Here is a 24,763-nt window from a genome sequence, read left to right on the forward strand (position 1 = left end):
CATGGCAGGCAGAGCAGGCCAAGCAGGGAAAGGACTGACCCGGCAGCAGATGGCCGCGCGCGCCGCGCTGGAACTGCCCGACGGCGCCTACGTGAACCTGGGCATCGGACTGCCGACGTTGGTCCCGAACTACGTGCCCGAGGGCCGCACCGTGGTGCTGCAGTCCGAGAACGGGATCCTCGGAGTCGGACCGTACCCGCTCGAGCAGGACGTGGACCCGGACCTGATCAACGCCGGCAAGGAGACCGTGACCCTGCTGCCGGGCGCGTCGTTCTTCGACTCCGCCACCAGTTTCGCGATGATCCGCGGCGGCAAGATCGACGCCGCCATCCTGGGCGCCATGCAGGTCTCCGCGGCCGGCGATCTGGCGAACTGGATGATCCCGGGCAAGATGGTCAAGGGCCCGGGCGGGGCGATGGATCTCGTGCACGGGGCCAAGCGCCTGATCATCCTGATGGAGCACACCGCCAAGGACGGCAGCCCGAAGATCGTGAACGAGTGCAGCCTGCCGCTGACCGGGCGGGGCGTCGTGGACCGGATCATCACCGACCTCGCGGTGCTCGACGTCACGCCCGAGGGACTCGTGCTGGTGGAGCTCTCGCCCGGGGTCACGGTCGACGAGGTCGTCGCCGCGACCGAGCCCGACGTTCGGGTGGCGCTCGCGGGCTGACGGCGGTCAGGGCCCGACGGCGGGGGTTCGGTCCGGCGGCCGCGGCCAGGACCGCTCCAGCTCGCTCAGGACGAGCAGCATGGCCGGGCTCCGGTACCGGCGCGGGTGCGAGGCCACGTGGACCTCGCAGTCCGGCAGCTCGGGTCCGGCCAGGACCGCGAGGTCGCCGGAACCGATCTCGGCCTCCACCGAGAGCCGGGGCAGGGCCGTCCAACCCAGGCCCACCCCGACGCACCGTTTGATCGCCTCCACGCTGCCGAAGCGGGAGCGGCGCCCGCTGCGGCGGCCGGTCGCCGCGAGCCGGTCGGCCACCAGGTCGCCGTAGCCACAGCCCTCCTCGAGGAGCAGCGCGTCCCGGTCCGCCAGGTTCGACCAGGTCGCCGGCCCCGGCACGGAACTCGGCGCCCTCGCCCCGCCGGCGTCCGGGCCGGGCCGGTCGACGAACACCAGCGGCTGGATCCCGAGGCGGGTCAGGGCGAGATCGGTGACCGGCGTCCGTGGCTCCAACGTGACGGCCAGGTCGACCGACCCGCTGCCGACCGCATCCAGGCCGTCGTGGGTGCCGCCGGCAGTGACCCAGATCTGCACCTCCGGCTCGATGCGACGCAGGGCGCCGATCACGTCCGGGAGCCAGTAGGTGCACAGGGTCTCGGGGGCCATCAGCCGGACGGTGCCGGCCGCCCGGCGCTCGCCCCCGGCGGCCCGGACCCGCTCCTCGGCGGCCAGCAGTTCCTCGGCGGGACCGATCACCGCGGCGCCGACCGCGGTGACCGTGACGTGGCCGGGCAACCGGTCCAGGACCGGGCTGCCGAGCAGCCGCTCGAGGCGCTGCACGTGCGCCGTCACGGTCGACTGGGTGAAGTTCAGTTCCGCGGCGGCGGCGGTGAAGCTGCCGGTGCGTGCCACGGTCAGGAACGTCCGCAGCAGGCGGGTGTCCATCTGTTCTCCCGGTCTCGTCGAGGGGGTGACGTGACCTCACACTATTGCGATGCGCGATGGATCGCATCGACGGTCATCGTTTGACGCGATGGTGCGGGCCGCGTGAGGCTGGCTCGTATGGACGAGCGAACCGAGGCGTGGGCCGGGGCGACGGCGATCCCGGCGCCCCGGCGCGGGCACGGCACCCGTGACCTCCGGGTCCTGCTGGCCGTGACCTTCCTCGCGTTCATCAACTACGCTGCGCTGCTGGCCGTGGTGCCGCTCTGGGCCTCTCGGCTCGGAGGGGGCAGGGGCGTCGACGGCGGCCCGGGCAGCATCGCGGTCGGGGCCACGACCGGCGCGATGATGGCCGCGACCGTACTCACCCAGCTCGGCCTGCCCCGGCTGTTCCGGATGCTCCCGTTGCGCACGATGCTCATGCTCGGGGCCGCACTTCTCGGCCTGCCCGCGCCGCTCTACGCGGTCACGGACGCGATCGCACCGGTCCTCGTGATCACCGTCGTCCGCGGCGTCGGGTTCGCGCTCGTCGTCGTCGCCGGCTCGACCCTGCTCGCCGACGTCGCCGGCCGTGGTCGGCTCGCGTCGGCCTCCTCCTTCTACGGCGCCGCCGCGGCGCTGCCGAACCTCGCCGCCCTCGCGGGCGGGGTCTGGGTGGCACACACCTGGAGCTTCGACATCGTGTTCGTCACCGCCGGCGCGGCCGGGGTGCTCGCGGCGATCGTCGCGTGCCCGCTGCCGAAGGGGATCCGGGGCACGTTCCACCTCGCCTCGGTGGCACGGTTGCGCACCATCGCGGGCCCGGTCGGCCTGTTCCTGCTGACCGCAGGTGCGTTCGGGGCGGTGACGACGTTCCTGCCGGTCACCGGTCCCGAAGCCGGGACGACGGCGGTGGCGTTGCTCGGCGCGTCGGCCGCCCTGATCGCCGCCCGGCTCGGCGCCGGGGCGATCGGGGACCGGATCGGGACCGGGCGCGTCCTCGCTCCCGCTGCCGGCCTGGGTGCGCTCGGCGCGGCGACGCTGGCCCTGTCCCTGGAGGGCCCGGAATGGACCCTCGTGCTCGGTGCCACGCTGCTCGGCGCAGGCTTCGGCGCGGCCCAGAACGACTCCTTCGTGATCGCCGTGCAGCGGCTCGGGGCCGGGCACGGCGGGACCGGTGCCACGATCTGGAACATCGCCTACGACGGCGGACTCGGCCTCGGAGCCATGGGCCTCGGTCTCGTGGTCGGTCACCTGGGCTACGCGCAGGCGTTCATCGCGCTGGGTTCCGGGATCGCGTTCTGCGCCCTTCTCGCGCTCCGCCCGGGTGCGGGCGGCGTGCTCACCCGCGGTTGAAGCGGTTGAACATGCGACGGGTCGTACTCGGGTACGTCCGCGCACCGGTCTGCCCGGGCCGGGCCGGGCATCGTGGCGCCGGCGGCCCTCGGCTCACGCATCCCGACCGCCGTCGACACGCGCCAGACACATCCAGCGGGTAGTTTCCGGACATGGCCGACCTGTTCGAGGGATATCCCGCCGGAGCGGCGTGGGACGAGATGATCTCCGGTGACGCCGTCCGGGCCCCGTACCAGCACGTGCACCGCACCATGGGCACCCTCAACGCCGATGAGCTGCGGCTGCGCGCGGACGCGCTCGCGCGCTCCTACCTGGCCCAGGGCGTCACGTTCGACGTCGGCGGGGAGGAGCGGCCGTTCCCGCTGGACTCGGTGCCCCGCGTGATCGAGGCCGCCGAGTGGGACCTGCTCGCTCCCGGCGTGGCACAGCGGGTGCGGGCCCTCGAGGCGCTGCTGGAGGACGTCTACGGCGCCCAGCGGGCGATCGCCGACGGCGTGCTGCCGCGGTCCCTGATCGTCTCGTCCGCGAACTTCGTCCGGGCCGCCCGGGGCATCAACCCGCCGAACGGGGTACGGGTGCACGTCGCCGGCATCGACGTGATCCGCGACAGCGCGGGTGGGTGGCGGGTGCTCGAGGACAACGTGCGGGTGCCCAGCGGCGTGAGCTACGTGCTCTCGAACCGGCGCGCGATGGCGCAGTCCTTCCCGGAGCTGTTCTCCACGATGCGGGTCCGCCCGGTCGCGGACTACCCGCGCCGGCTGCTCGCGGCCCTCAGCGCGGCCGCCCCGCCCGGTGTCGACGAGCCCGTGGTGGTGGTCCTCACGCCGGGCGTGTACAACAGCGCCTACTTCGAGCACTCCCTGCTCGCCCGGCTGATGGGGGTGGAACTCGTCGAGGGCCGCGACCTGATCTGCTCCGGCGGCAAGGTGTACATGCGCACCACCGAGGGCCGGCGCCGCGTGGACGTGATCTACCGGCGGGTCGACGACGACTTCGTGGACCCGGTGGTGTTCCGGCCGGACTCACTGCTCGGCTGCCCGGGCCTGATCGGCGCGGCCCGCGCCGGCGCGGTGACGATCGCGAACGCCGTCGGCAACGGCGTCGCCGACGACAAGCTCGTCTACACCTACCTGCCGGACCTGATCCGCTACTACCTCGGCGAGGAGCCGATCCTGGCCAACGTGGACACCTGGCGGCTCGAGGAGCCGGAGGCTCTCGCGGAGGTGCTGGACCGGCTCGACGAGCTCGTGGTCAAGCCCGTGGACGGCTCCGGCGGCAAGGGCATCATCATCGGTCCGGCGGCGAGCCGCACCGAACTCGACGAGGCCCGGGGCCGGCTGCGCACCGATCCACGGGGCTGGATCGCGCAACCCGTGGTCCAGTTGTCCACCGTGCCGACGCTCGCCGGCGACGCGTTGCGGCCCCGGCACGTGGACCTGCGGCCATTCGCGGTGAACGACGGCGACCAGGTCTGGGTGCTGCCCGGCGGCCTGACCCGGGTGGCGCTCGCGGAGGGCCAGCTGGTCGTGAACTCCTCGCAGGGCGGCGGCTCCAAGGACACCTGGGTCCTCGGCGCGCAGCGCCGGTCCCCGGAGCTGCATCCGCACACCGGCCCGACGGCGGCCGTCGGCTCGGGTGGACCGCCGCACCACGTGCAGGGCGTGCGGCTGGACTCGAACCCCAACGACGGCGGACTGAGCGAACAGACCCAGCAGCAGCAACAGGGCGACCACGGGACCGGCCAGGACGGAGCGGGCCGATGCTGAGCCGGATCGCCGAGTCGCTGTTCTGGATCGGGCGGTACGTCGAGCGGGCCGACGACACCTCACGGATCCTCGACGCGCACCTGCAGCATCTGCTCGAGGATCCGTGGATGGAGGAGGACCAGGCGTGTCGCTCCCTGTTGGGGGTGATGGGCGCCGCCGCCCCCGCCGCCGGGGTCGTGGCCACCCGGCAGACCGTGCTGGACACCCTGGCCTACGACCGGAGGTCCCCGGGGGCCATCGCCGGTGCGCTGGCGTCGGCCCGGGAGAACGCCCGCCGGGCCCGGGAGACCCTCTCCTCCGAACTGTGGGAGTGCTTGAACACCACGTGGAACGCGCTGCCCGGCCGGATCAGCGGCTCCACCCCGCACGACTTCTTCGCCTGGGTGCGTGAACGTGCCGCGATCGTCGCCGGGCTGGTGCAGTCCTCCACCCGGCGGGACGCGACCCAGAACTTCATCCTGCTCGGGCGCAGCCTGGAGCGGGCGGACATGACCGCCCGGCTGATCGCGACCCGGGCGGTGTCCGGTCCGGCGGGTCCGGGCTGGACCACGATGCTGCGTTCGTGTGGGGCGCATGAGGCGTTCCTGCGCACCTACCGGGGCCGGGACTCGGACACTCTCGCCGCCGAGTTCCTGCTCATGGACCGGCTGTTCCCGCGGTCGGTGCTGTTCTCCCTCGAGGAGGCCGAGGCCTGCCTGACCCGCCTCGAGCCGGCCGACCCACGCGGTCACCACCCCGGCGACGCCCGGATGATCCTCGGCCGGGTCCGGTCCGGGATCGAGTATCAGCCGCTGCTCAGCCTGCTCGGCAACCTGGCCACGGAGATGACCCGGGTCCAGCAGGGCTGCTCGGAGGCCAGCGACGCCGTCCGGCTGCGGTACTTTCCCTCGGGCGCCACCGACGACTGGATCGGAGGCCGGATGTGAGCCGGCTGCACATCGTCCACACGACGCACTACACCTACGCGCGGACCGTGTCGGCGTCCTACAACGAGGCGCGGATGCGTCCGGCCAACCTGCCCGGGCAGACCGTCCTGGAGTCCCGCCTGACCGCGACCCCGAGCACGTTCAGCGCCGACTACCGGGACTACTGGGGCGCCACCGTGACCGCCTTCGAGACCCTGACCGAGCACGACGAGCTGCTGGTCGTCGCCGAGTCCCGGGTGGACCTGTCACCGGTGCTGCGGGGTGGGGCCGGCACCGGCTGGGAGACTCTGCGAGCCCCCGACCTCATCGACCGGATGTCCGAGTTCCTGGACGTCACCGCGGCGACCGAACCGGACGAGGAACTGCGTGAGCTGGCCCGCGCCCACGCCGACGGCGCCGGGCCGCAGGAGGCCGCCCTGGCCATCTGTGGGGCACTGCGGGAGGCGATGGAGTACGTGCCCGGGGTGACCGGGGTGCACACCCGTGCCGTCGAGGCCTGGCAGGCTCGCAAGGGGGTGTGCCAGGACCTCGCCCATCTCGCCGCCGGTGCCATGCGCAGCGTCGGCATCCCGACCCGGTACGTGTCCGGGTACCTGCACCCGCGGACCACGGCCGCAGAGATCGGGGTGCCGGTGACCGGGGAGTCGCATGCCTGGATCGAATACTGGTGCGGGGACTGGTTCGGCTATGACCCCACGAACCTGATCACCCCCGAGGGCCACCACGTGGTGGTCGGCCGCGGCCGTGAGTACGCCGACGTCACCCCGATCCGCGGCGTCTACGCCGGCGGCGGGGCCTCAACACAGCAGGTCGAGGTGCGGATCACCCAGGAGACCTGACACCCGCCGGGCCCCCGCCGATCGAGCCCTCGCTCGCCGACCGAGTCCCGTGCGGGCGGCTCGGTCGCCCGGGATCGGCTCGCTCGACCGGGAACCGGCTCGGTCGCCCGGGATCGGCTCGTTCGACGCGGGCTGGGTGGGTTGCTCGCGGCGTGGGCCGGGTGGATCGCGGGCTCAGCCGGCGAGCAGCACCAGCGCCAGGATGATCGCCAGCAGCGCGCCGAGCGGGACCGCCACGAACACCCCGAGCGCCGCGGCGAGGGTGACCCGGAGGTCGTCCTTGAGGTAGGGCGCCCCGACCGGCCCGCCCGCCGCGGCGAGCAGGGCCCGCTGCGCCTGGTCCACCCGAGCCAGGGCTCGCCCGACGATGCCGAGCCGCCCGACGCCGAAGATCCGGGTCAGCCGGGCGCCGGCACCCTTGTCGCTGCTCGGCTGGGCGGCCTCGGAGAACGCGTCGAACACGGCGTTCACGTCCTCCTCGCCGGCCCGCCCCCGCATGTCATCCTCGACCCGCTCCACCAGGGCGTCACCGGTGATCACGGTGACCCCGGGCTCGACCGAGACGACCCGATGCGCACCGAGCGAGGCGGTGGCACGCAACCACCGCCGTCGCCGGACCGCCAGGACGACCACCGGCACGGCGAGCAGGACCGGCAGCGCGAGCAGGGCCACCGATCCCGCGACGCCCGGGCCACCCGGCGAGGTGACCAGCACCACGGCGAGCGTCAGCGCGACGGCGAGCACCGCCGTCGCCGCGACGATCAGGAACTTGCTCGGCCCGCCGAGCAGCCGGCCCGTGAATGCGGCCAGGTTGCCCATCGAGTCGCCGAGTGAACTCATGTACACGATTGTGCCGCACGCCTTCGACCCCCAGCGATTGCGGGACGCGACCCTCGGCGTGGGACGATGGGAGCAGACCCGCCCACCGGCCCCCCAACCAGCAGACGTCGAGGTTCCACCCCGTGCCACCCATCGCCACCCCGGCCGCCAGCGCCCTCATCCAGCCGGCGTCCACGACTCCGGAGTTGCTGCGCAACTTCTGCATCATCGCGCACATCGACCACGGCAAGTCGACGCTGGCGGACCGGATGCTCCAGCTCACCGGCGTCGTCGACGAGCGGTCGATGCGCGCGCAGTACCTCGACCGCATGGACATCGAGCGTGAGCGCGGCATCACGATCAAGTCCCAGGCCGTGCGGATGCCGTGGCAGGTGGACGAGGCCGCGTACGCGCTGAACATGATCGACACCCCGGGGCACGTGGACTTCACCTACGAGGTGTCCCGGTCGTTGGCCGCGTGTGAGGGTGCCGTGCTGCTCGTCGACGCCGCGCAGGGAATCGAGGCGCAGACCCTGGCGAACCTGTACCTGGCGATGGAGAACGACCTCGCGATCATCCCGGTCCTGAACAAGATCGACCTGCCCGCGGCCCAGCCGGAGCGGTTCGCCGAGGAGCTCGCGACCCTGATCGGCGGGGAACCCGAGGACTGCCTGCGGGTCTCCGGCAAGACCGGCGTCGGCGTCGAGGTGCTCCTGGACGCGATCGTCGCGCAGGTGCCGCCGCCCGTCGGTGACCCGGACGCGCCGGCCCGCGCCATGATCTTCGACTCCGTCTACGACACCTACCGCGGCGTGGTCACCTACGTGCGGGTCGTGGACGGCCAGCTGTCCCCACGCGAGAAGATCCGGATGCTGTCCACGAACGCCACCCACGAGTTGCTCGAGATCGGCGTGAGCTCGCCCGAGCCGCACCCCACCCAGGGACTCGGCGTCGGCGAGGTCGGCTACCTGATCACCGGCGTGAAGGACGTGCGCCAGTCCCGCGTGGGTGACACCGTCACGAACGCGGCCAAGCCGGCGACCGAGTCCCTCGGCGGCTACCGGGACCCGCAGCCGATGGTGTACTCCGGCCTGTACCCGATCGACGGCTCCGACTACCCGGCGCTGCGCGACGCCCTCGACAAGCTCAAGCTCAACGACGCGGCGCTGGCGTACGAGCCGGAGACGTCCGTGGCGCTCGGATTCGGGTTCCGGATCGGGTTCCTCGGGCTGCTGCACCTGGAGATCGTCAGGGAGCGGCTCGAGCGCGAGTTCAACCTGGACCTGATCTCCACCGCCCCGAACGTGATCTACGAGGTCACCATGGAGGACGGCACCGAGGTGACCGTCCGGAACCCGAGCGAGTTCCCGACCGGCAAGGTCAAGACCGTCACCGAGCCCATCGTCAAGGCCACGCTGCTCGCCCCGAGCGAGTTCGTGGGCACGATCATGGAACTCGCCCAGGGCCGCCGCGGCACCCTCCAGGGCATGGACTACCTCTCCGAGGAGCGCGTCGAGCTGCGCTACATCCTGCCGCTCGGGGAGATCATCTTCGACTTCTTCGACCAGCTGAAGTCCCGGACCCGCGGCTACGCCTCCCTGAACTACGAGATCAGCGGCGAACAGGACGCGGACCTGGTCAAGGTTGACATCCTGCTCCAGGGCGAGCAGGTGGACGCGTTCTCCGCGATCGTGCACCGGGACAAGGCCTACGCCTACGGCGTGATGATGACCGGCAAGCTCAAGGAACTCATCCCCCGGCAGCAGTTCGAGGTGCCGATCCAGGCGGCGATCGGCGCCCGGATCATCGCCCGCGAGACCATCCGCGCGATGCGCAAGGACGTCCTGGCCAAGTGCTACGGCGGTGACATCTCCCGTAAGCGCAAGCTCCTCGAGAAGCAGAAGGAGGGCAAGAAGCGGATGAAGAACATCGGCCGGGTCGAGGTTCCGCAGGAGGCGTTCGTCGCCGCGTTGTCCTCGGACACCACATCGGGCAAGTGAGCGCCCGATCGACACTGCCCGGATCGGCACCGCTCGCGTCGACACTGCCGGCATCCGTCGTCGACGGCGCCAGCGAACGCGACTTCGGTGTCTACCTGCACGTCCCGTTCTGCTCGGTGCGGTGCGGCTACTGCGACTTCAACACCTACACCTCCACCGAGCTCGGCGGTGGGGCGTCCCAGGCGAACTACGCGGCGACGGCGATCGGGGAGATCGAACTGGCCGCCGCGGCCATGGCCGAGGTCGGGCTGCCCCGGCGGCCCGTGTCGACCGTCTTCCTCGGCGGCGGGACGCCCACCCTGCTGCCCGCCGCCGACCTGGCCAGCCTGCTGGACGCCGTCGGGCAGGCCTGGGGACTGGCCGGCGACGTCGAGGTGACCACCGAGGCCAACCCGGACTCGGTCACCGCCGCGGACCTGGTGCGGCTCGCCGGCGCCGGGTTCACGCGGGTGTCCTTCGGGATGCAGTCCGCGGTGCCGTCCGTGCTGCACACGCTCGAGCGCACCCATGACCCGCGGCGGATCCCGGACGTGGTCGCGTGGGCGCGGGACGCCGGGTTACACGTCTCGCTCGACCTGATCTACGGCACGCCGGGGGAGACCCTGGACCACTGGCGCACCAGCCTGGACGCGGTCCTGGGCCTCGAACCGGACCATGTCTCCGCGTACGCCCTGACCGTGGAACCGGGCACGAAAATGGGCGCCCAGGTGCGCCGCGGCCTCCTGCCGATGCCGGACCCCGACGACGAGGCGACCAAGTACGAGATCGCTGCCGCGGCACTGGCCGGGGCCGGGTACGACTGGTATGAGATCTCCAACTTCGCCCGCACCACGGCCGATCGGTGCCGCCACAACCTCGGTTACTGGGGCTCGCAGGACTGGTGGGGCGTCGGCCCGGGCGCGCACTCCCACATCGGCGGGCACCGGTGGTGGAACGTCAAGCACCCGCGCCCGTACGCGGAACGGATCGACGGCGGACGGCTGCCGGTCGCCGAGAGCGAGACGCTCACGGACCGCCAGCGTGAGGACGAGCGGGTCCTGCTCGGTGTCCGGCTGGTCGACGGGCTCGACGTCGGCGCGGACCTCCGGGGCAGGCTGCCGACCCTGGTCGGAGACGGCCTGATCGAGGCCGAACCGGCCGCCACCGGGCGGGCCGTGCTGACGCTGCGTGGGCGCCTGCTCGCGGACACCGTGGTAGGTGCGCTGACCGACTGAGCACTGCTCAGGTGTGACGAAATTCGGGAGAAACAGGGCACGCCTTGTGCACGAGCGGGCCAGAAGTCGCTACGGTTACGCCGTCATCCGTTTTTCTCATCCCAGGCAGGGAGAACCATGAGTCAGCTTCCCCCCGACCCGAACAACCCGAACGGGCAGGGCGGCGTGCCCCCCGTTCCGCCTCCTCCCGGTCAGGGTCAGCCTGGTCAGGGTCAGCCCCCGTACGGTCAGGGCCAGCCTGGACAAGGCCAGCCGAGCTACGGCCAGGGCCAGCCCGGGCAGAACCCACAGCAGCCTGGCCCCGGCCAGCAGCCCCCGAACTACGGCCAGGCGCCGCAGCCCCCGGGCGCCTACCCGAGCCCCCAGCAGGGCGGCTTCCCGCAGGCCCCGCCCCCCGGGCCCGACCAGTACGGCCAGTACGGCGCCCCCGGCGCCGGCTACGGCGGCCCGCCGCAGGGCCAGGCATGGGGCGGCGACCCGTATGGCCAGCAGCTGCAGCAGCGCCCGTTCGCCGTCGGTGACGCGATCGGATATGCCTGGAAGTCTGTCATCGGGAACTTCGGTTCCTGGCTGTTGGTGAACCTGATCCTGATCGTGCTGACGATTGCGCTCAGCTTCCTGAACCCCGCCACTCGGTTTGCGACGAGTGGGAACGGCTTCGACTATTCCACCCTGTCGAACGAGTTCACCGTGCTCGGCCTGATCGGATCGATCCTCAGCACTATTGTCGCCGCGTTCATCAGCGGGATGATGTACACCGGTGCGTTGAAGGAGACGACGGGCCGCAAGCCCGCGGTCGGCGAGTTCTTCTCGGTGAACAACTTCGCCAACGTGGCGATCTTCGCCCTGGTCTGGGGTGTCGTGGCCGGTGTGGTGTCCGGCCTGCTGCCCGCCCTGGGCATTCTGGTACTCATTGCCGGCTTCCTGCTCTGGTTCACCTACGTGTTCATCATCGACCGGAACCTCGCCTGGCTCGACGGCATCAAATCGTCCGTGCAACTGGTCACCCAGAACCTCGGCAACAACCTGCTGCTCGGGCTCGCCATCATCGGTATCAACATCCTCGGAGCGATCCCGTGCGGCCTGGGGCTGTTCATCACGATCCCGATGACGTATGTGGCCGTTGCGTACGCCTACAAGACGCAGACGAATCAGGCCGTCGCTCCCAAGTGACGCCGCCCTGATCACGTCATGACCCGGTCCGACCGGGCGCGACCCGGCCGAGCCGGGACCGTCCGCGGACAGCGAGGGCCCGCGCATCCCACCGGTGCGCGGGCCCTCGCGTTGCCGGACCGGCCCTCCGGTGACGCGCCGCGTGCGTCACCGGCCGCCCAGGTCGACATGGCAACGTTTCACGTCAGCAATGAAATGACACAACCTCGACGTCGATCGGGGTGGGGTCGGAAGGACCCTTGGCGAGCCGGCCCCCTCGGCTGAGGGTGCGGTGGTGGTTGCCACTTCAGCACTCTCGCCGGCCCGGCAGGCTCAGGGGGCGGTGACGAAGTCCACGAGCTCCTCGACGCGGCCGAGCAGGCTGGGCTCGAGGTCGCGATAGTCGCGGACGGTGCCAAGGATCCGCTTCCAGCCCCGGGCCACGTCCGCCTGGTCGGCCGCCGGCCAGCCGAGCTCGGCCAGGGTGCCGTACTTGATGTCAGTGCCGCGCGGGATGTGAGGCCAGCGCGTCAAGCCCACCCGGGCCGGGCGGACCGCCTGCCAGACGTCCACGTACGGGTGGCCCACCACGAGCACATGCTCGGCGCCGTACCGGCGCACGACCTCCGCGGCGATCCGGGTCTCCTTGCTGCCGGAGACCAGGTGGTCCACGAGCACGCCGACCCGGCGTCCCCGCCCGGGTCCGAACTCGGTGAGCATCTCGGCGAGGTTGTCGACGCCGTCGAGCAGTTCGACGACCACGCCCTCCAGGCGCAGGTCCTCGCCCCAGACCTTCTCGACGAGTTCGGCGTCGTGGCGGCCCTCCACCCAGATCCGGGAGGCCCGCGCCACGCGCGCCCGGGCACCGGGAACGGCGAGCGACCCGCTCGCGGTGCGCTGCGCCGTCGGGGGTGCCTGCGGCTTGCGGTAGGGGACCAGCCGGACCGGCTTGCCGTCCACCCAGAACCCCGCCCCGAGCGGAAAGGTGCGGGTGCGGCCGCGGTTGTCCTCGAGGACCACCACGTGGGTGCCGCCGCTCTTCTCGACCCGGACCACGGCGCCTACCCAACCGGTCTCGACGTCCTCGACCACGAGGCCGGGCTCGGCGGGCGTGTCCACGGTGCGGGGGGTACGCCCGGCGTGCGGGTCGCTGGACAGGACGTCGGCACCATAACGATCGGAACTCACCCGAGCGAGGTTACGCACGCACCGCCGGGAGTTGTCGGAGCGACGCGTAGAATTAGCACTCCAGGCACCAGAGTGCTGACAGATTGCTGACACGCTGTGCGGATCCAGTGGATCGGGAGGAGGACCCGGATGAGTTCGGAGCGTCAACTCGACGTGTTGCGAGCGATCGTGCAGGACTACGTGCGCAGCCGGGAACCGGTCGGCTCACGCAACCTCGTCGAGCGACACAACCTCGGGGTGTCCCCGGCCACGATCCGCAACGACATGGCCGCGCTCGAGGACAGCGGGTACATCGCGCAACCGCACACGTCCGCCGGTCGGATCCCGACCGACAAGGGGTACCGGTTGTTCGTGGACCAGATCTCGGTGATGAAGCCGCTCTCGGCCGCCGAGCGCCGTGCGATCACCGAACTCCTCGAGGGGGCCCTCGACCTGGACGACGCCCTCGAGCGCACCGTCCGCCTGCTCGCCCAGCTGACCCAGCAGGTCGCGGTCGTGCAGTACCCGTCGCTGCGACGCTCCACCCTGCGGCACGTGGAGCTCGTGCCCACGGGGGACCGGCGCGTGATGGTCGTGATCATCACGGACAACGGGCGGGTGGAGCAGCGCACCGTCGAGTCGCAGACCGACCTGGCCCCCACCTTCCTGGCCGAACTGCGGGCCCGCCTCAACGCGGCGGGGGTCGGCCGTCCCGCGGCGCGGCTGCCGAAGGTCCTCGGTGAGCTGGCCGAGGTGTTCGCCCCCGAGGACCGGTCGCTCGTGGACGCGGTCGCAAGCGCGGTGATCGAGGAGGTCTCCCAGGAGGCCGAGGAACGCATCGTGATGGCCGGCACCGCGAACCTCGCCCGGGCCGACCTGGACTTCACCCGCACCATCGGCCCGGTCCTGGAGGCCCTCGAGGAGCAGGTGGTGCTGCTCCGGCTGCTGTCCGAGATGGCCGAGGAGGACGGCGAGCGTCCGCTCGCGGTGCGGATCGGGCATGAGACACATCACGCCAACCTGGCCGAGACCTCCGTCATCGCCAGCGGTTACGGTGGGGAGGGTCCCGACGCGATCGCGCAGATCGGGATCGTCGGCCCCACTCGGATGGACTACCCGAACACGATGGCCTCGGTGCGAGCCGTGGCCCGCTACCTCACCCGGCTGCTGTCCGGCTGACCCTCCGGCGGCCCTCGCCGCCCCGACCGTTCCGATCCCCAAGCGACGAAAGTGACCTGTGAGCGACTACTACGAGATCCTCGGTGTCTCCCGCGACGCGAGCACGGAGGAGATCAAGCGCGCGTATCGCAAGCTCGCCCGGCAGCATCACCCCGATGTGGCCGGCGTGGCCAGCGAGGAGAAGTTCAAGAACATCACCGCCGCGCACGACACCCTCTCCAACCCGGAGAAGCGTCGCGCCTACGACATGGGCGGCGGCATGCCCGGGATGGGTGGCGCCGGCGGGCCTGGGTTCGGTGGCTTCTCGGACATCTTCGAGACGTTCTTCCAGGCCGCGGCCGGCGGCACCGGCCAGCGCGGCCCGGCACCCCGCTCACGGCGCGGCCAGGACGCGCTGCTGCGCGTGAGCATCGACCTGTCCGAGGCCGCGTTCGGCGCAGCCCGGGACCTCGAGGTCGAGACCGCGGTGGTCTGCACCACCTGCCAGGGCACCTGCTGCCAGCCGGGCACGCACCCGAAGACCTGCGACACCTGCCAGGGCCGCGGATCCGTTCAGCGGGTCGCCCGGTCCTTCCTGGGCCAGGTGATGACCACCGCCGCATGCGCCGTCTGCGGTGGTTACGGCACCATCATCACCGACCCGTGCATCGAGTGCTCCGGCGAGGGCCGGGTCCGCACCCGCCGCACCGTGCGCGTGAACATCCCCGCCGGTGTGGACGAGGGCACCCGGATCAAGCTGAGCGGGCAGAGCGAGGTCGGCCCGGCCGGTGGTCCCCCCGGGGACCTGTACGTGGAGATCCGTGAGAAGCCGCACCCGGTCTTCACCCGCCGCGGCGACGACATCCACTGCTCGACGGCGCTGCCCATGACCGCGGCCGCGCTGGGCACGGTGCTCAACCTGGACACCCTCGACGGCACGCAGGAGGTGGACATCCGCCCGGGTACCCAGCCGGAGGAGGTCGTCACGCTGCGTGGGCTCGGGGTCGGGCACCTGAACGGCAGCGGCCGCGGCGACCTGCACGTGCACGTGGACGTGGAGGTCCCCACCAAGCTCGACGACGACCAGGAGCAGCTCCTGCGCCAGCTCGCCACGGCCCGCGGCGAGGAGCGTCCCGAGGCCCGGCTCGCCCCGGCCAGCCCGGGCATGTTCTCCCGGCTGCGCGAGAAGTTCGGCGGCCGCTGACGTGTCCGCGGCGGTGTTCCTGGCACCGGCGGGTGAGCTGGACCTGCTCACCCCGGGTGCCCGGTACACGCTGGTCGGGCCCGAGGCCCGGCACGCCGCGACCGTCCGCCGCCTGCGCGCGGGGGAGGAGATCGAACTGGTCGACGGCGTGGGCGTGCGTGTGCGCGGCGCCGTCGCCGAGGTGGTCGGCGGGTCGGACGCCGCCGTGGTCCTCGAGGTCGACACGGTGGTCCGCGAGCCCGAGCCGGCCCCGGCGATCGTGCTGGTCCAGGCGCTCGCCAAGGGCTCCCGGGACGAGCTCGCCATCGAGGCCGGTACCGAGGTGGGGCTCGACGGCGTGATCCCCTGGCAGTCGGAGCGTTCGGTCTCCCATTGGCGTGGGGACAAGGCGACCAAGGGCCGGGCACGTTGGCAGCAGATCGTCGCCGCCGCCGCGAAGCAGTCCCGGCGGGCACGGGTTCCCGAGGTAGCGGAGCTGGTCGTCGGGGCGGCCGTCGTGGCCCGGGCCGGGCGGGCGGTCGCCGACGGCGGCGCGGTGCTGGTCCTGCACGAGAGCGCCACCGAAGCGATCGCTGACGTGCGCATCGGCGCCGACGCGCCGGAGGTGCTGCTCGTGGTCGGGCCCGAGGGTGGGCTCTCCGACGCCGAGGTGGCCGCGCTCGAGACCGCCGGAGCGCAGCCGGTGCGGCTCGGACCGCACGTGCTGCGCACCTCGACCGCGGGACCGGTCGCGGTGGCGGTGCTGGCGCAACGGCTCGGGCGTTGGGGCGCGGCCTCGGATTGATCCCCCTCGCGAAGACCACTCGCGGTGACCTGCGTCGGTGACCCGTGTGGTGGGTCAGTGGCGCACGGCTTGATGGACGGCGGTTGCGTCGGTGACCCGTGTGGTGGGTCAGTGGCGCAACACGGGTGGCCCTACCCGTCCGGCCGGGCCAGGTTGATCGGGCCGGCGCCGGCCCGAGCAGCCGGTCGCGGAGTCGAGCGGGCGAGCAGCAGTCCGGTGACCGCTCCGGCGGCGGCGAGTGTGACCAGATCCACGACGTCGAAGTTCGCACCGAGGAGCAGCCGGGCGGGTGGGAGCGCCGCCGAGATCATGCCGGGCCCCGGCGTCAGTTGTGCGAGCTCGACGGCGCAGGCCGCGCCCGTGCCGACGGCCCCCGCCATGGCCGCCCACCAGCGTGGCCGGATCAGCGCGACCAGCAGCACCGCCGCGACCGCGTACGCCGCCGTGCCGGCGAGGTCCGAGCCAGGCACGTCCCGCACGAGCTGCAGGGCGAGCCCCACGACGACGACCGCGGCCAGCGCGAGCGCGACCGGCCTGCGAGGGCGGGGTGGCGCGGCGGGGAGGTCGCCCGTGTGGGCGTCGGAGGGGCGGTCCATGGGCACGATCGAACCCCAGGTCCGCGCACCCCGGGGACGAGCCGGGCGGACTTCACCGGATCTGCCCAGCATCGGACGACTCTGCGCGCGTCAAGCACACGCGCGCCCAGCCGGGTCCGACCGCCGTCCCACGAGGAGACCCCGAGGAAGTCGCCGCGCCCTCGAAGCCGCGCATTCCCGAGGTCGGTCTCGACGCGGCCGCGACTTCCTCGGCGCGGGAGAACGAGGGGTGGCGCGAGGACGAGGGGCAGGGCGCGCGGGACACGAGTGGCAGGGCGCGGGAGCATGAGGGGCAGGACACGCGGGCATGAGCGGCAAGGCACGCGAGCGAGCGGCAGGGCATGGGAGCACGAGCGGCATCGTCGCCGGGTGGGCAGAACTCACCGACAGAGTTCGGAAATCCGAGGCCCGGATGCGGCATCATCGGGTCGGTGAACAACCCGCCAACCTTCCTGATCGTGATCGGCGTGCTGCTCCTGCTCGGGGCCGGCATCGGGATCTTCTTCTGGCGCCGCCGCGTCGGCTACATCAAGTCGCTGACCGACCGGGGCTGGGCGTTCGAGTCCAGTCCCACGCTCGCGATCGCGAACGGGCTGAACGTGCCGCCGTTCGGGCTGGGCTTCGACCGGAGCACCGACGAGCACATCGCCGGCGCCCGCAGCGGCGTCCCGTTCCAGGTGTTCGAGTACAAGTCCCAGGTCGGCAGGTTCCGGGTGGCGGCGATGCGGCTGCAGCTGCCGCTGCCGGAACTGTTCGTCACCACGGCCGGTGCCCGGCCGGGCGCGCAGGCGGCGCAGCAGCCCTCGACCGGGCAGTGGCACGTGCTCTGTGACGATCCCGGCTTCGCGCGGGCGTTCCAGTCCGCGGCCGGTGCGGCCGTCACCGCGTTCGCGCAGGCGAACGCGGGCATCGACCTCTCGGTCGACGGCGACCAGCTCGTGATCCTCGGTGCGCCGAAGGACGCCGCCGAGCTCGAGCGGTACCTGGACCTCATGGCGGAGATCGCCCGCGCGCTCGAGCCCGGTGCGCTGGCCTCGTTCCGGCGCCCGGCGCCGGAGCCGTGGGTCGGCTTCTACCGGCGCCCGCACTGGCGGTTCCGTGACCGCGACGACGCTCTGATGAATGTCGTGGAGGTGACCCGCGGCGGCCAGAACCACCGCATCGTTAATGTGGTCAGTTGCGACGTCGGGCCGCTGCCGTTCGTGGCGTTCAAGCACCACTGGCAGACCACCCGGACCGTCACCAGCACCGACGCCAACGGCAACACCACCACCCGCACCGAGACCGACAACCACGAGGAGTCCATCTTCGAGATGAGCCTCGGGATCCCGACGCCCTACCTCGAGGTGACCGGCAACCGGGTCCTGGGCAAGTGGTTCGGACGGGGTGAGCGGGTGGAGTCCGAACTGGCCGCGTTCAACGAGCGGTTCGACGTGCGCTCCACCGTGCCGAAGTTCGCCTCCGACGTGATCCACCCGCGCCAGATCGAGTACCTGATGCAGACCCAGCCGGCGCCGTTCTCGATCGAGGGCGGCCGGATCCGGGTGGACGTGCCCGAGCACGACCTGCGGGTGATCGACCACACCGTCGCGGTGCTGCTCGGCTTCCTCGTGCGGATCCCGGAGTTCGTCTGGCAGGACCTGGGCGTGGCGGTCCCCGACTTCGACGGCGACGGCCGCCCCGGCCCGACCCTCTACTCCAGCGCGACCTGACTCATAGCATCTCGAGGAGCGCGTGCGCGGCGTTGTGCCCGCCGATCCCGCTCACCGCGCCGCCGCGCACGGCCCCACTGCCGGCGATCAGGACCCGCGGGTGCTCCGTGGCCACGCCCCACCGGTGCGCCGGTGAACCCGGGACCCCGGGCCGGCCGGATTCGAGCCACGGCCAGCTCAGGTCCCCGTGGAAGATGTTCCCGCCGGGCATGCCCAGTTCCTCCTCGATCTGCCCGGGGCTGCGGACCTCCACGCACGCAGCACCCGTGGCATCGCGCAGCAGGAGCGGCTCCAGCGGCTCCGCCAGGTGGGGTTCGATGCTGGCCAGGAACCGCCGCCAGGCGCGTTCGCGCAGCGCCTCGTCGGCGAGTCCCTCCTCGAGCTGATGCAGCCCGAAGTAGGTCAGCGTGTGCGCGCCGGAGGCGGCCAGGTCGGTGCCGAGGATCGAGGGGTCGGTCAGGGTATGGCAGTAGATCTCACCGGGGCAGGGAGTCCCGTCCTGCTCGACGGCGGCCCGTGGGTCCGCGGACATCGCCGCCTGGGCGGACTCCAGTTCGGTCATCGACTCGGCCAGGTGCAGGGTCCCGGCGAACGCGACCCTCGGGTCGATCCCGGACCGCAGCCGCGGCAAGCGTGACAGCACGAGGTTGATCTTCACCTGCGCGCCCTGCGGGCGCCCGCCCGGATCGTCGCCGAGCAGGCCGGCCAGCGTGTACGGCGCGACCGCGCCGAGTACCCAGTCGACCTCGAGAACCCCCGCGCCGGAGATCAGCCGGGCTCCGCCGTCGCCGGCCTCGACGGACCGGACCGACGCCCCGGTGACGATCCGGACCCCGGCCGCCCGCGCCACCCGCTCGAGCTCGGCGGTGACGGCGCCCATGCCGCCGACCGGCACCCGCCACTCGCCGCCGATCACGTGGTAGAGCCAGCACCGGTTCTGCCGCAGCGACGGCGAGTGCAGCGACGCGAACGTACCGATCAGCGCGTCGGTACCGACCACGCCGCGAACCAGGTCGTCGGTGAACGTGCGCTCCAGGGCGGACCCGATCGGGGCCTGCGTGAGGTCGGCCCACCAGGCCGGTCCGATCAGTGCTCGGGCGTGCTCGGCCGTCGGCAGCGGTTCGAGCAGGGTCGGCGCGAGCGCCTCGGCCAGGTCGTCGGCGCCGGCGTAGAACTCCTGCCACGCGTCGTACTCGGCGTCGGAGCCGGTCCGGGCCCGGAAGGACGCGGCGGTGGCCGGGCCCGGGCGGGTCTCGACGAGCAGCCCACCTGCGCCGTCGGGCCCGTCGTACGGGGTGTACGACGCCGTCGGGCGCGACCGCAGGTCGAGGTCCAGCCCGAGGTCGGTCGCCAGGGCCGGCGGAAGCAGGCTGACCAGGTAGGAGAACCTGGACAGCCGGGCGTCCACCCCCGGGAACGGGCGGCCGCTGACGGCGGCGCCCCCGACGTGGTCAAGGCGCTCGAGGACGGTGACGTCGTGTCCCTCACGGGCCAGGTACGCGGCCGCCACGAGGGCATTGTGGCCGCCGCCGACGATCGCCACCCGGGTTGCCATGTCGGCAGCCTAATGTGGCGGATCTGACCGGGCACGCGCGGGCGCGAGGACCTGTCGGTCAGGCGGTCCGGCCGGTTCTGCGCCCTGTTGGCTACTCGGGTCGACCGCTCCGGCGCCACTCGTACGGAGTCGTCGTGGACACCTTCACGAGGCCTGCCCGTTCCAGGATCGGCCGAGAGAACTCGGTGGAGTCGCTGTGGGCGAGCCGCTTGCCGCTGTTGATCGCCGAGCGTGCGCGTGCGGCCGTCAGGGCCCGGTAGATCCCGCGGCCCCGCCACTGCGGCCGGGTCGCGCCGCCCCAGATCCCCGCGAAGTCGGTCCCCGACACGGGCTCGAGCCGCCCGGCACAGACGATCACGCCGTCGGCCTCGGCCACCCACAGCTCCATGCCGTCCTCCAGTGCGAGGCGACGGAGAATGGCCACGGCTGACGTGTCCGACGGCGGGTCGCCGAAGACCTCGTCCTGCATGGCGCACATGGATCGGACGTCTGCTTCGCCGGTCACCCGGCGCAGCGTGACCCCGGCGGGAAGCGGCACGTCCACGACCAGGTCACGCAGCTCGCCGAGCATGATCGACTCCGGGTCGTCGGGGACGAACCCGTGTCCGACCAGGGCCTCGTGCAGTCCCGGCGCGTGGTCGTGGCCCCGGGTCTTCCACTCGACCCGGGTGATCGCGGGGTCGGCCCGGTAGTGGTCGAGGACCACGCCCACGACGTCACCGATCTCGCCGGGGTCGATGCCCTTGAGGTCGCGGTAGGAGACGAAGCCCCGACCGCCGATGAAGGTGGCCAGTCGCAGCGGGCCGTGCCGCTCGACCGTGACCGCACTGGGCGTCTCGGCGTCGGTACGCAGCTGGTCGTCGTAGGCGGTGAGGAGTTCGGTGGGTGTCACCCGGGCATCCTGCCGGGACACCGGTCGGCGGGCGAGGTGATTTGCGGATCGGCGACGTGGCCGCATCCCGCTGCGGACGCGACGCCGCGCACGGCTCGATATCCAGGTTCGCCTCGGACCCCACCCGGCTAGGATCGATCCAGACGGGTGCGCGCCGCGCACCGCGACCGGAAGGAAGCACGGGCCACCGAGCCCCGCTCATGGCACAGACCAGCGCAGCAGAACCCTCCGCAGCCGCCGACGGCCCGGGTGCGGCCGGCGCAGTGGGACAGGTCCAGCACCAGATCACGATCCCCGACTCGATTCCGATGGTGGCGCTGCTCGGTCAACGTGACGAGGTGCTGCGCGCGATCGAGTCCGGGTTCCCGACGGTCGACGTGCACGTGCGCGGCAACGTGGTGACCCTCACCGGGCGCCCCGGTGACGTGGCGCTCGCCGAGCGCCTCGTCGACGAGCTCAGCGAGATCGCCTCCTCCGCGCAGCCGCTGTCCGCGGACGCCGTCGAGCGGGCCATCACGATCCTGACCGCGGCCACCGCGGAGCGCCCCGCCCAGGTGCTCACGATGAACATCCTGTCCAGCCGGGGCAAGACGATCCGGCCCAAGACCGTCGGACAGAAGGAGTACGTCGAGGCGATCGACCGGAACACCGTGGTGTTCGGGATCGGCCCGGCGGGTACCGGGAAGACCTACCTGGCGATGGCCAAGGCGGTCCAGGCGCTGCAGTCCAAGCAGGTGAACCGGATCGTGCTGACCCGTCCCGCGGTGGAGGCCGGGGAGCGGCTCGGGTTCCTGCCCGGCACCCTGAACGACAAGATCGACCCGTACGTGCGCCCGCTCTACGACGCGCTGCACGACATGGTCGACCCGGAGTCGATCCCGCGGCTGCTCGCCGCCGGCACCATCGAGGTGGCACCGTTGGCGTACATGCGGGGACGCACTCTGAACGACGCGTTCATCATCCTCGACGAGGCCCAGAACACCTCCGCCGAGCAGATGAAGATGTTCCTGACCCGGCTCGGTTTCGGTTCCAGGGTCGTGGTCACCGGGGACGTCACCCAGATCGACCTGCCCGGCGGCACCCGGTCCGGACTGAAGGTGGTGCAGGAGATCCTCGACGACATCGACGACGTCGCCTTCTGCGAGCTCACCAGCGCCGACGTGGTGCGCCACCGCCTGGTCGGCGAGATCATCGACGCGTACTCGCGGTTCGAGACCCGCTCGTCCGCGCCGCGGGAGGGGTGGCGCCGATGAGCACCGACGTCACCAACGAGTCCGGATACGACCTCGACGAGGCCGAGTTCGCGGCGCTGTCCCGGTTCGTCATCGACGAGATGCACGTGCACCCGCAGGCCGAGCTCGAGATCCGGTTCGTGGCCACGGATGTGATGGCCGAACTGCACGTGCGGTGGATGGACGAAGAGGGGCCCACCGATGTGCTCTCCTTCCCGATGGACGAATTGCGGCCCGGAACCGAGGACGACGTCAGCGAGGAGGGCATGCTCGGGTCGATCGTGGTGTGCCCGGACGTCGCCGTCGAACAGGCTCGCGCGGCCGGGCACTCCGCCGAGGAGGAGATGCTCCTGCTCACCACCCACGGCATCCTGCACCTGCTCGGGTACGACCACGCCGAGCCCGAGGAGGAGAAGGAGATGTTCGACCTGCAGCGCCGGCTGCTGCTGACGTTCCTGGCGCGCCGGTGACCGACGCGGGGCCGCTGCCGCTGCTGATCCTGCTCGCACTCGCCGGGGCCGGGCTTGCGGCGCTGCTGTCCGCCGGGCAGGCCGCCGCGGGGCGGATCACTCGCGCCGCCGCGCACGAGGCGCAGACCGCCGGCACCCGCGGCGCGGCGCACGTGGTCCGGATCGCGGAGAACCCGGCCGGTGTGACCAGGGCGGCGGGCTTCACCCAGATCCTCGCCGAGATGATGGCGGCCGTCTGCCTGACGCTGATCCTCGCCGGAGCTGTGCGCAGCTGGTGGGCGGTGCTGGTCCTGTCCGTGGTGCTGTGCGCGCTGGTGATGGTGATCGTGGTCGGGATCAGCCCCCGCACCATCGGGCGCCGCGATCCCGTGCGGGTGCTGGCCTGGGTGGGGCCGCTGCTGCTCGCCCTGGCGACGCTCTACGGCCCGATGGTGCGCCTGGCCGACTCCCTCGGGGCGCGGGCCGGGCGGACCACGTCCGAGGAGCGCGAGGCCGGGGAGGAGGATCTGCGCGACATGGTCGACCGGGTCAGCGAGAGCCACCAGATCGACGACGACGAGCGGGAGATGCTGCACTCGGTGTTCGAGCTCGGCCGGACCATGGTGCGGGAGGTGATGGTGCCCCGGACCGACATGGTGACCGTCGCCTCCGGCACCCCGATGCAGAAGGCGATCACGCTGTTCGTGCGGTCCGGGTACTCGAGGGTCCCGGTGGTCGGTGACAGCGTCGACGACCTCCTCGGGGTGCTCTACCTCAAGGATGCCTTGCGCTACGTCACCAAGAAGCCCGAGCGTTCGACGGCACCCGTCGACCGGGTGATGCGCGGGGCCGTCTTCGTGCCAGAGACGAAGCCGGTGGACGATCTCCTCGACGAGATGCGGGACGCCGTCGTCCATATCGCGATCGTGTTCGACGAGTACGGCGGCATCGCCGGGCTGATCACGATCGAGGACATCCTCGAGGAGCTCGTCGGCGAGCTCGTCGACGAGCATGACGCGTCCGAGATGGAGGTCGTGCCCGACGGCGATGGCACGTTCGTGGTGCCGGCGCGGCTGCCGCTGGACGAGTTGGGCGACCTGTTCGGCCTCGAGGTGACCGATGATGAGGTGGACACCGTCGGCGGTCTGCTCGCCAAGGCGCTCGGTAAGGTTCCGATCGCCGGTGCCCGTGCCGTGACCCACGGCGTCCAGATCAGGGCGCTGGACGCCACCGGCCGGCGCAAGCAGATCACCACCCTGCGGGTCCGCGCCGCGCAGCCCGCGCCGGCCGACGGCGGGGAGCACCCCGAGCCGGCCGGCAATGCCGACCAGGCACCCGATCCAGAGCATCCCGGACGTTCACCGCACGAGCCAGCAGACGAAGGACACCGATCATGAGCACCACCCCCGAGTTCCGGGCAGGCTTCGTCTGCATCGTCGGCCGGCCGAATGCCGGCAAGTCCACGCTGACGAACGCCCTCGTCGGTCAGAAGGTCGCGATCACGTCCGGGCGTCCGCAGACCACCCGGCACACCGTCCGGGGGATCGTGCACCGGCCCGACGGGCAGCTCGTCCTGGTGGATACGCCCGGGCTGCACCGGCCCCGGACCCTGCTCGGCGAGCGTCTCAACGAATTGGTCATCGGCACGCTCGCCGAGGTGGACGTGATCGCCTTCTGCATGCCGGCCGACCAGGAGGTGGGGCCCGGCGACCGGTTCATCGCCCGCGAGCTCGCCGAGGCCCGCACCCCCGTGGTCGCGGTCGCCACGAAGGCGGACAAGGTGGCCCCGGAGCGGCTCGCGAAGCACCTGTTGGACATCTCCGCACTCGGCGAGTGGGCCGACATCGTGCCCGTGTCCGCCGCCAAGGACTACCAGCTCGACGTGCTCGTGAAGGTGCTGCTCGGCCACCTGCCCGAGTCCCCGCCGCTGTACCCCGACGGCGAGCTCACCGACGAGCCGGATGCCGTCATGGTCGCCGAACTGGTGCGGGAGGCCGCCCTCGAGGGGGTCCGCGACGAGTTGCCGCACTCCCTGGCGGTGGTGGTCGAGGAGATCGTAGAGCGGGAAAAGCCCCACCGGGACGGTCGGCGGATGCTCGACGTCCGGGTGGAGTTGTACGTGGAGCGCGACTCCCAGAAGGCGATCGTGATCGGTGCCAAGGGATCCCGGCTGCGGGACGTCGGCACGAAGGCCCGGAAGGGGATCGAGGCGTTGCTCGGGGCCGCCGTCTACCTCGACCTGCACGTGCGGGTCGCCAAGGACTGGCAGCGGGACCCGAAGTACCTGCACCGGCTCGGATTCTGACGGTCAGGCCGGCCAGAGACCGCCCATGACGGCAGCCGACGTTCCGGCGGCT

At 71.9% G+C, this 24,763-nt stretch carries 22 protein-coding genes; 16 read left to right on the top strand and 6 right to left on the bottom strand.

The window, feature by feature from the left end; all coding sequences use genetic code 11:
• The first annotated feature begins 1 nt into the window (after position 1).
• Positions 2-670: a CoA transferase subunit B gene (locus EXU48_RS18595; RefSeq protein WP_207947821.1), complete on the top strand. Its 669-nt coding sequence runs from the start codon at positions 2-4 to the stop codon at positions 668-670.
• Positions 671-676: 6 nt separating this feature from the next.
• On the opposite strand, the gene EXU48_RS18600 is transcribed toward EXU48_RS18595, so the two are convergent.
• Positions 677-1,609 (bottom strand): LysR family transcriptional regulator, encoded by a 933-nt coding sequence (locus tag EXU48_RS18600; RefSeq protein ID WP_133109195.1) that lies wholly within the window; start codon positions 1,607-1,609, stop codon positions 677-679.
• A 117-nt stretch (positions 1,610-1,726) separates the two neighbouring features.
• Between EXU48_RS18600 and EXU48_RS18605 the strand changes: the two genes are divergently transcribed.
• From EXU48_RS18605 to EXU48_RS18620, 4 genes are all read left to right on the top strand, one after another.
• Positions 1,727-2,941, top strand: a complete 1,215-nt coding sequence (locus EXU48_RS18605; protein WP_133109196.1) for an MFS transporter — start codon at positions 1,727-1,729, stop codon at positions 2,939-2,941.
• A 152-nt stretch (positions 2,942-3,093) separates the two neighbouring features.
• The gene (locus EXU48_RS18610; RefSeq protein ID WP_133109197.1) at positions 3,094-4,707 is read left to right on the top strand and encodes a circularly permuted type 2 ATP-grasp protein; all 1,614 of its coding nucleotides are present in this window, start codon (positions 3,094-3,096) and stop codon (positions 4,705-4,707) included.
• On the top strand, positions 4,701-5,633 hold the full coding sequence (locus EXU48_RS18615; RefSeq protein WP_133109198.1) for an alpha-E domain-containing protein: 933 nt from the start codon (positions 4,701-4,703) through the stop codon (positions 5,631-5,633). The genes EXU48_RS18610 and EXU48_RS18615 overlap by 7 nt, the downstream gene beginning before the upstream one ends.
• Complete coding sequence (locus EXU48_RS18620; protein ID WP_133109199.1) at positions 5,630-6,472, top strand: transglutaminase family protein; 843 nt, start codon at positions 5,630-5,632, stop codon at positions 6,470-6,472. The genes EXU48_RS18615 and EXU48_RS18620 overlap by 4 nt, the downstream gene beginning before the upstream one ends.
• 174 nt (positions 6,473-6,646) lie before the next feature.
• Here EXU48_RS18620 and EXU48_RS18625 read toward each other — a convergent pair whose 3' ends face one another.
• Positions 6,647-7,312, bottom strand: a complete 666-nt coding sequence (locus EXU48_RS18625; protein ID WP_133109200.1) for a hypothetical protein — start codon at positions 7,310-7,312, stop codon at positions 6,647-6,649.
• A gap of 122 nt (positions 7,313-7,434) precedes the next feature.
• Between EXU48_RS18625 and lepA the strand changes: the two genes are divergently transcribed.
• The 3 genes from lepA to EXU48_RS18640 all read left to right on the top strand — a co-directional run bounded on the left by lepA (position 7,435) and on the right by EXU48_RS18640 (position 11,678).
• Positions 7,435-9,291 carry a translation elongation factor 4 gene (lepA, locus tag EXU48_RS18630; protein WP_133109201.1) on the top strand — a complete coding sequence of 619 codons (1,857 nt, stop codon included), beginning with the start codon at positions 7,435-7,437 and terminating at the stop codon, positions 9,289-9,291.
• The gene (gene hemW / locus EXU48_RS18635) at positions 9,288-10,505 is read left to right on the top strand and encodes a radical SAM family heme chaperone HemW (RefSeq protein WP_133109202.1); all 1,218 of its coding nucleotides are present in this window, start codon (positions 9,288-9,290) and stop codon (positions 10,503-10,505) included. Before lepA ends, hemW begins: the two co-directional genes overlap by 4 nt.
• Positions 10,506-10,622: 117 nt before the next feature.
• On the top strand, positions 10,623-11,678 hold the full coding sequence (locus tag EXU48_RS18640; protein WP_133109203.1) for a hypothetical protein: 1,056 nt from the start codon (positions 10,623-10,625) through the stop codon (positions 11,676-11,678).
• 312 nt (positions 11,679-11,990) lie between these two features.
• Here EXU48_RS18640 and EXU48_RS18645 read toward each other — a convergent pair whose 3' ends face one another.
• Complete coding sequence (locus tag EXU48_RS18645; protein ID WP_133109204.1) at positions 11,991-12,845, bottom strand: DUF3097 domain-containing protein; 855 nt, start codon at positions 12,843-12,845, stop codon at positions 11,991-11,993.
• A gap of 129 nt (positions 12,846-12,974) precedes the next feature.
• Here EXU48_RS18645 and hrcA point away from each other — a divergent pair, with 129 nt between their 5' ends.
• From hrcA to EXU48_RS18660, 3 genes are read left to right on the top strand one after another with little or no spacing between them, the layout of a single operon-like run.
• Complete coding sequence (gene hrcA / locus EXU48_RS18650) at positions 12,975-14,003, top strand: heat-inducible transcriptional repressor HrcA (RefSeq protein WP_133109205.1); 1,029 nt, start codon at positions 12,975-12,977, stop codon at positions 14,001-14,003.
• Positions 14,004-14,061: 58 nt separating this feature from the next.
• Entirely contained in the window at positions 14,062-15,186 is a 1,125-nt protein-coding gene (dnaJ, locus tag EXU48_RS18655; RefSeq protein ID WP_133109206.1) for a molecular chaperone DnaJ, read from the top strand.
• 13 nt (positions 15,187-15,199) lie between these two features.
• A complete protein-coding gene (locus EXU48_RS18660) occupies positions 15,200-15,970 on the top strand; it encodes a 16S rRNA (uracil(1498)-N(3))-methyltransferase (protein WP_235857131.1) in 771 nt (256 codons plus the stop codon).
• Between the two features lie 131 nt (positions 15,971-16,101).
• Here EXU48_RS18660 and EXU48_RS18665 read toward each other — a convergent pair whose 3' ends face one another.
• Positions 16,102-16,566, bottom strand: coding sequence for a DUF2809 domain-containing protein (locus tag EXU48_RS18665; RefSeq protein ID WP_165962891.1), 465 nt, complete (start codon positions 16,564-16,566; stop codon positions 16,102-16,104).
• Between the two features lie 431 nt (positions 16,567-16,997).
• Between EXU48_RS18665 and EXU48_RS18670 the strand changes: the two genes are divergently transcribed.
• A complete protein-coding gene (locus tag EXU48_RS18670) occupies positions 16,998-18,278 on the top strand; it encodes a hypothetical protein (protein ID WP_133109209.1) in 1,281 nt (426 codons plus the stop codon).
• 1 nt (position 18,279) lies between these two features.
• Here the strand turns inward: EXU48_RS18670 and EXU48_RS18675 are convergent, their stop codons facing one another.
• Both EXU48_RS18675 and EXU48_RS18680 read right to left on the bottom strand, forming a co-directional pair.
• Positions 18,280-19,833 (bottom strand): phytoene desaturase family protein, encoded by a 1,554-nt coding sequence (locus EXU48_RS18675; protein WP_133109210.1) that lies wholly within the window; start codon positions 19,831-19,833, stop codon positions 18,280-18,282.
• 91 nt (positions 19,834-19,924) lie between these two features.
• A complete protein-coding gene (locus EXU48_RS18680; protein ID WP_235857132.1) occupies positions 19,925-20,725 on the bottom strand; it encodes a GNAT family N-acetyltransferase in 801 nt (266 codons plus the stop codon).
• 200 nt (positions 20,726-20,925) lie between these two features.
• On the opposite strand from EXU48_RS18680, the gene EXU48_RS18685 reads away from it, so the two are divergent.
• From EXU48_RS18685 to era, 4 genes are read left to right on the top strand one after another with little or no spacing between them, the layout of a single operon-like run.
• Entirely contained in the window at positions 20,926-21,978 is a 1,053-nt protein-coding gene (locus tag EXU48_RS18685) for a PhoH family protein (protein ID WP_133109212.1), read from the top strand.
• Positions 21,975-22,427, top strand: a complete 453-nt coding sequence (gene ybeY, locus EXU48_RS18690) for an rRNA maturation RNase YbeY (RefSeq protein ID WP_133109213.1) — start codon at positions 21,975-21,977, stop codon at positions 22,425-22,427. Before EXU48_RS18685 ends, ybeY begins: the two co-directional genes overlap by 4 nt.
• On the top strand, positions 22,424-23,803 hold the full coding sequence (locus tag EXU48_RS18695) for a hemolysin family protein (RefSeq protein WP_133109214.1): 1,380 nt from the start codon (positions 22,424-22,426) through the stop codon (positions 23,801-23,803). The genes ybeY and EXU48_RS18695 overlap by 4 nt, the downstream gene beginning before the upstream one ends.
• Positions 23,800-24,711, top strand: a complete 912-nt coding sequence (gene era, locus EXU48_RS18700; RefSeq protein ID WP_133109215.1) for a GTPase Era — start codon at positions 23,800-23,802, stop codon at positions 24,709-24,711. The genes EXU48_RS18695 and era overlap by 4 nt, the downstream gene beginning before the upstream one ends.
• Positions 24,712-24,763: the final 52 nt, after the last annotated feature.

Origin of the sequence: Occultella glacieicola, from assembly GCF_004353825.1 — a bacterium.
Taxonomy (GTDB): Bacteria; Actinomycetota; Actinomycetes; order Actinomycetales; family Beutenbergiaceae; genus Occultella; species Occultella glacieicola.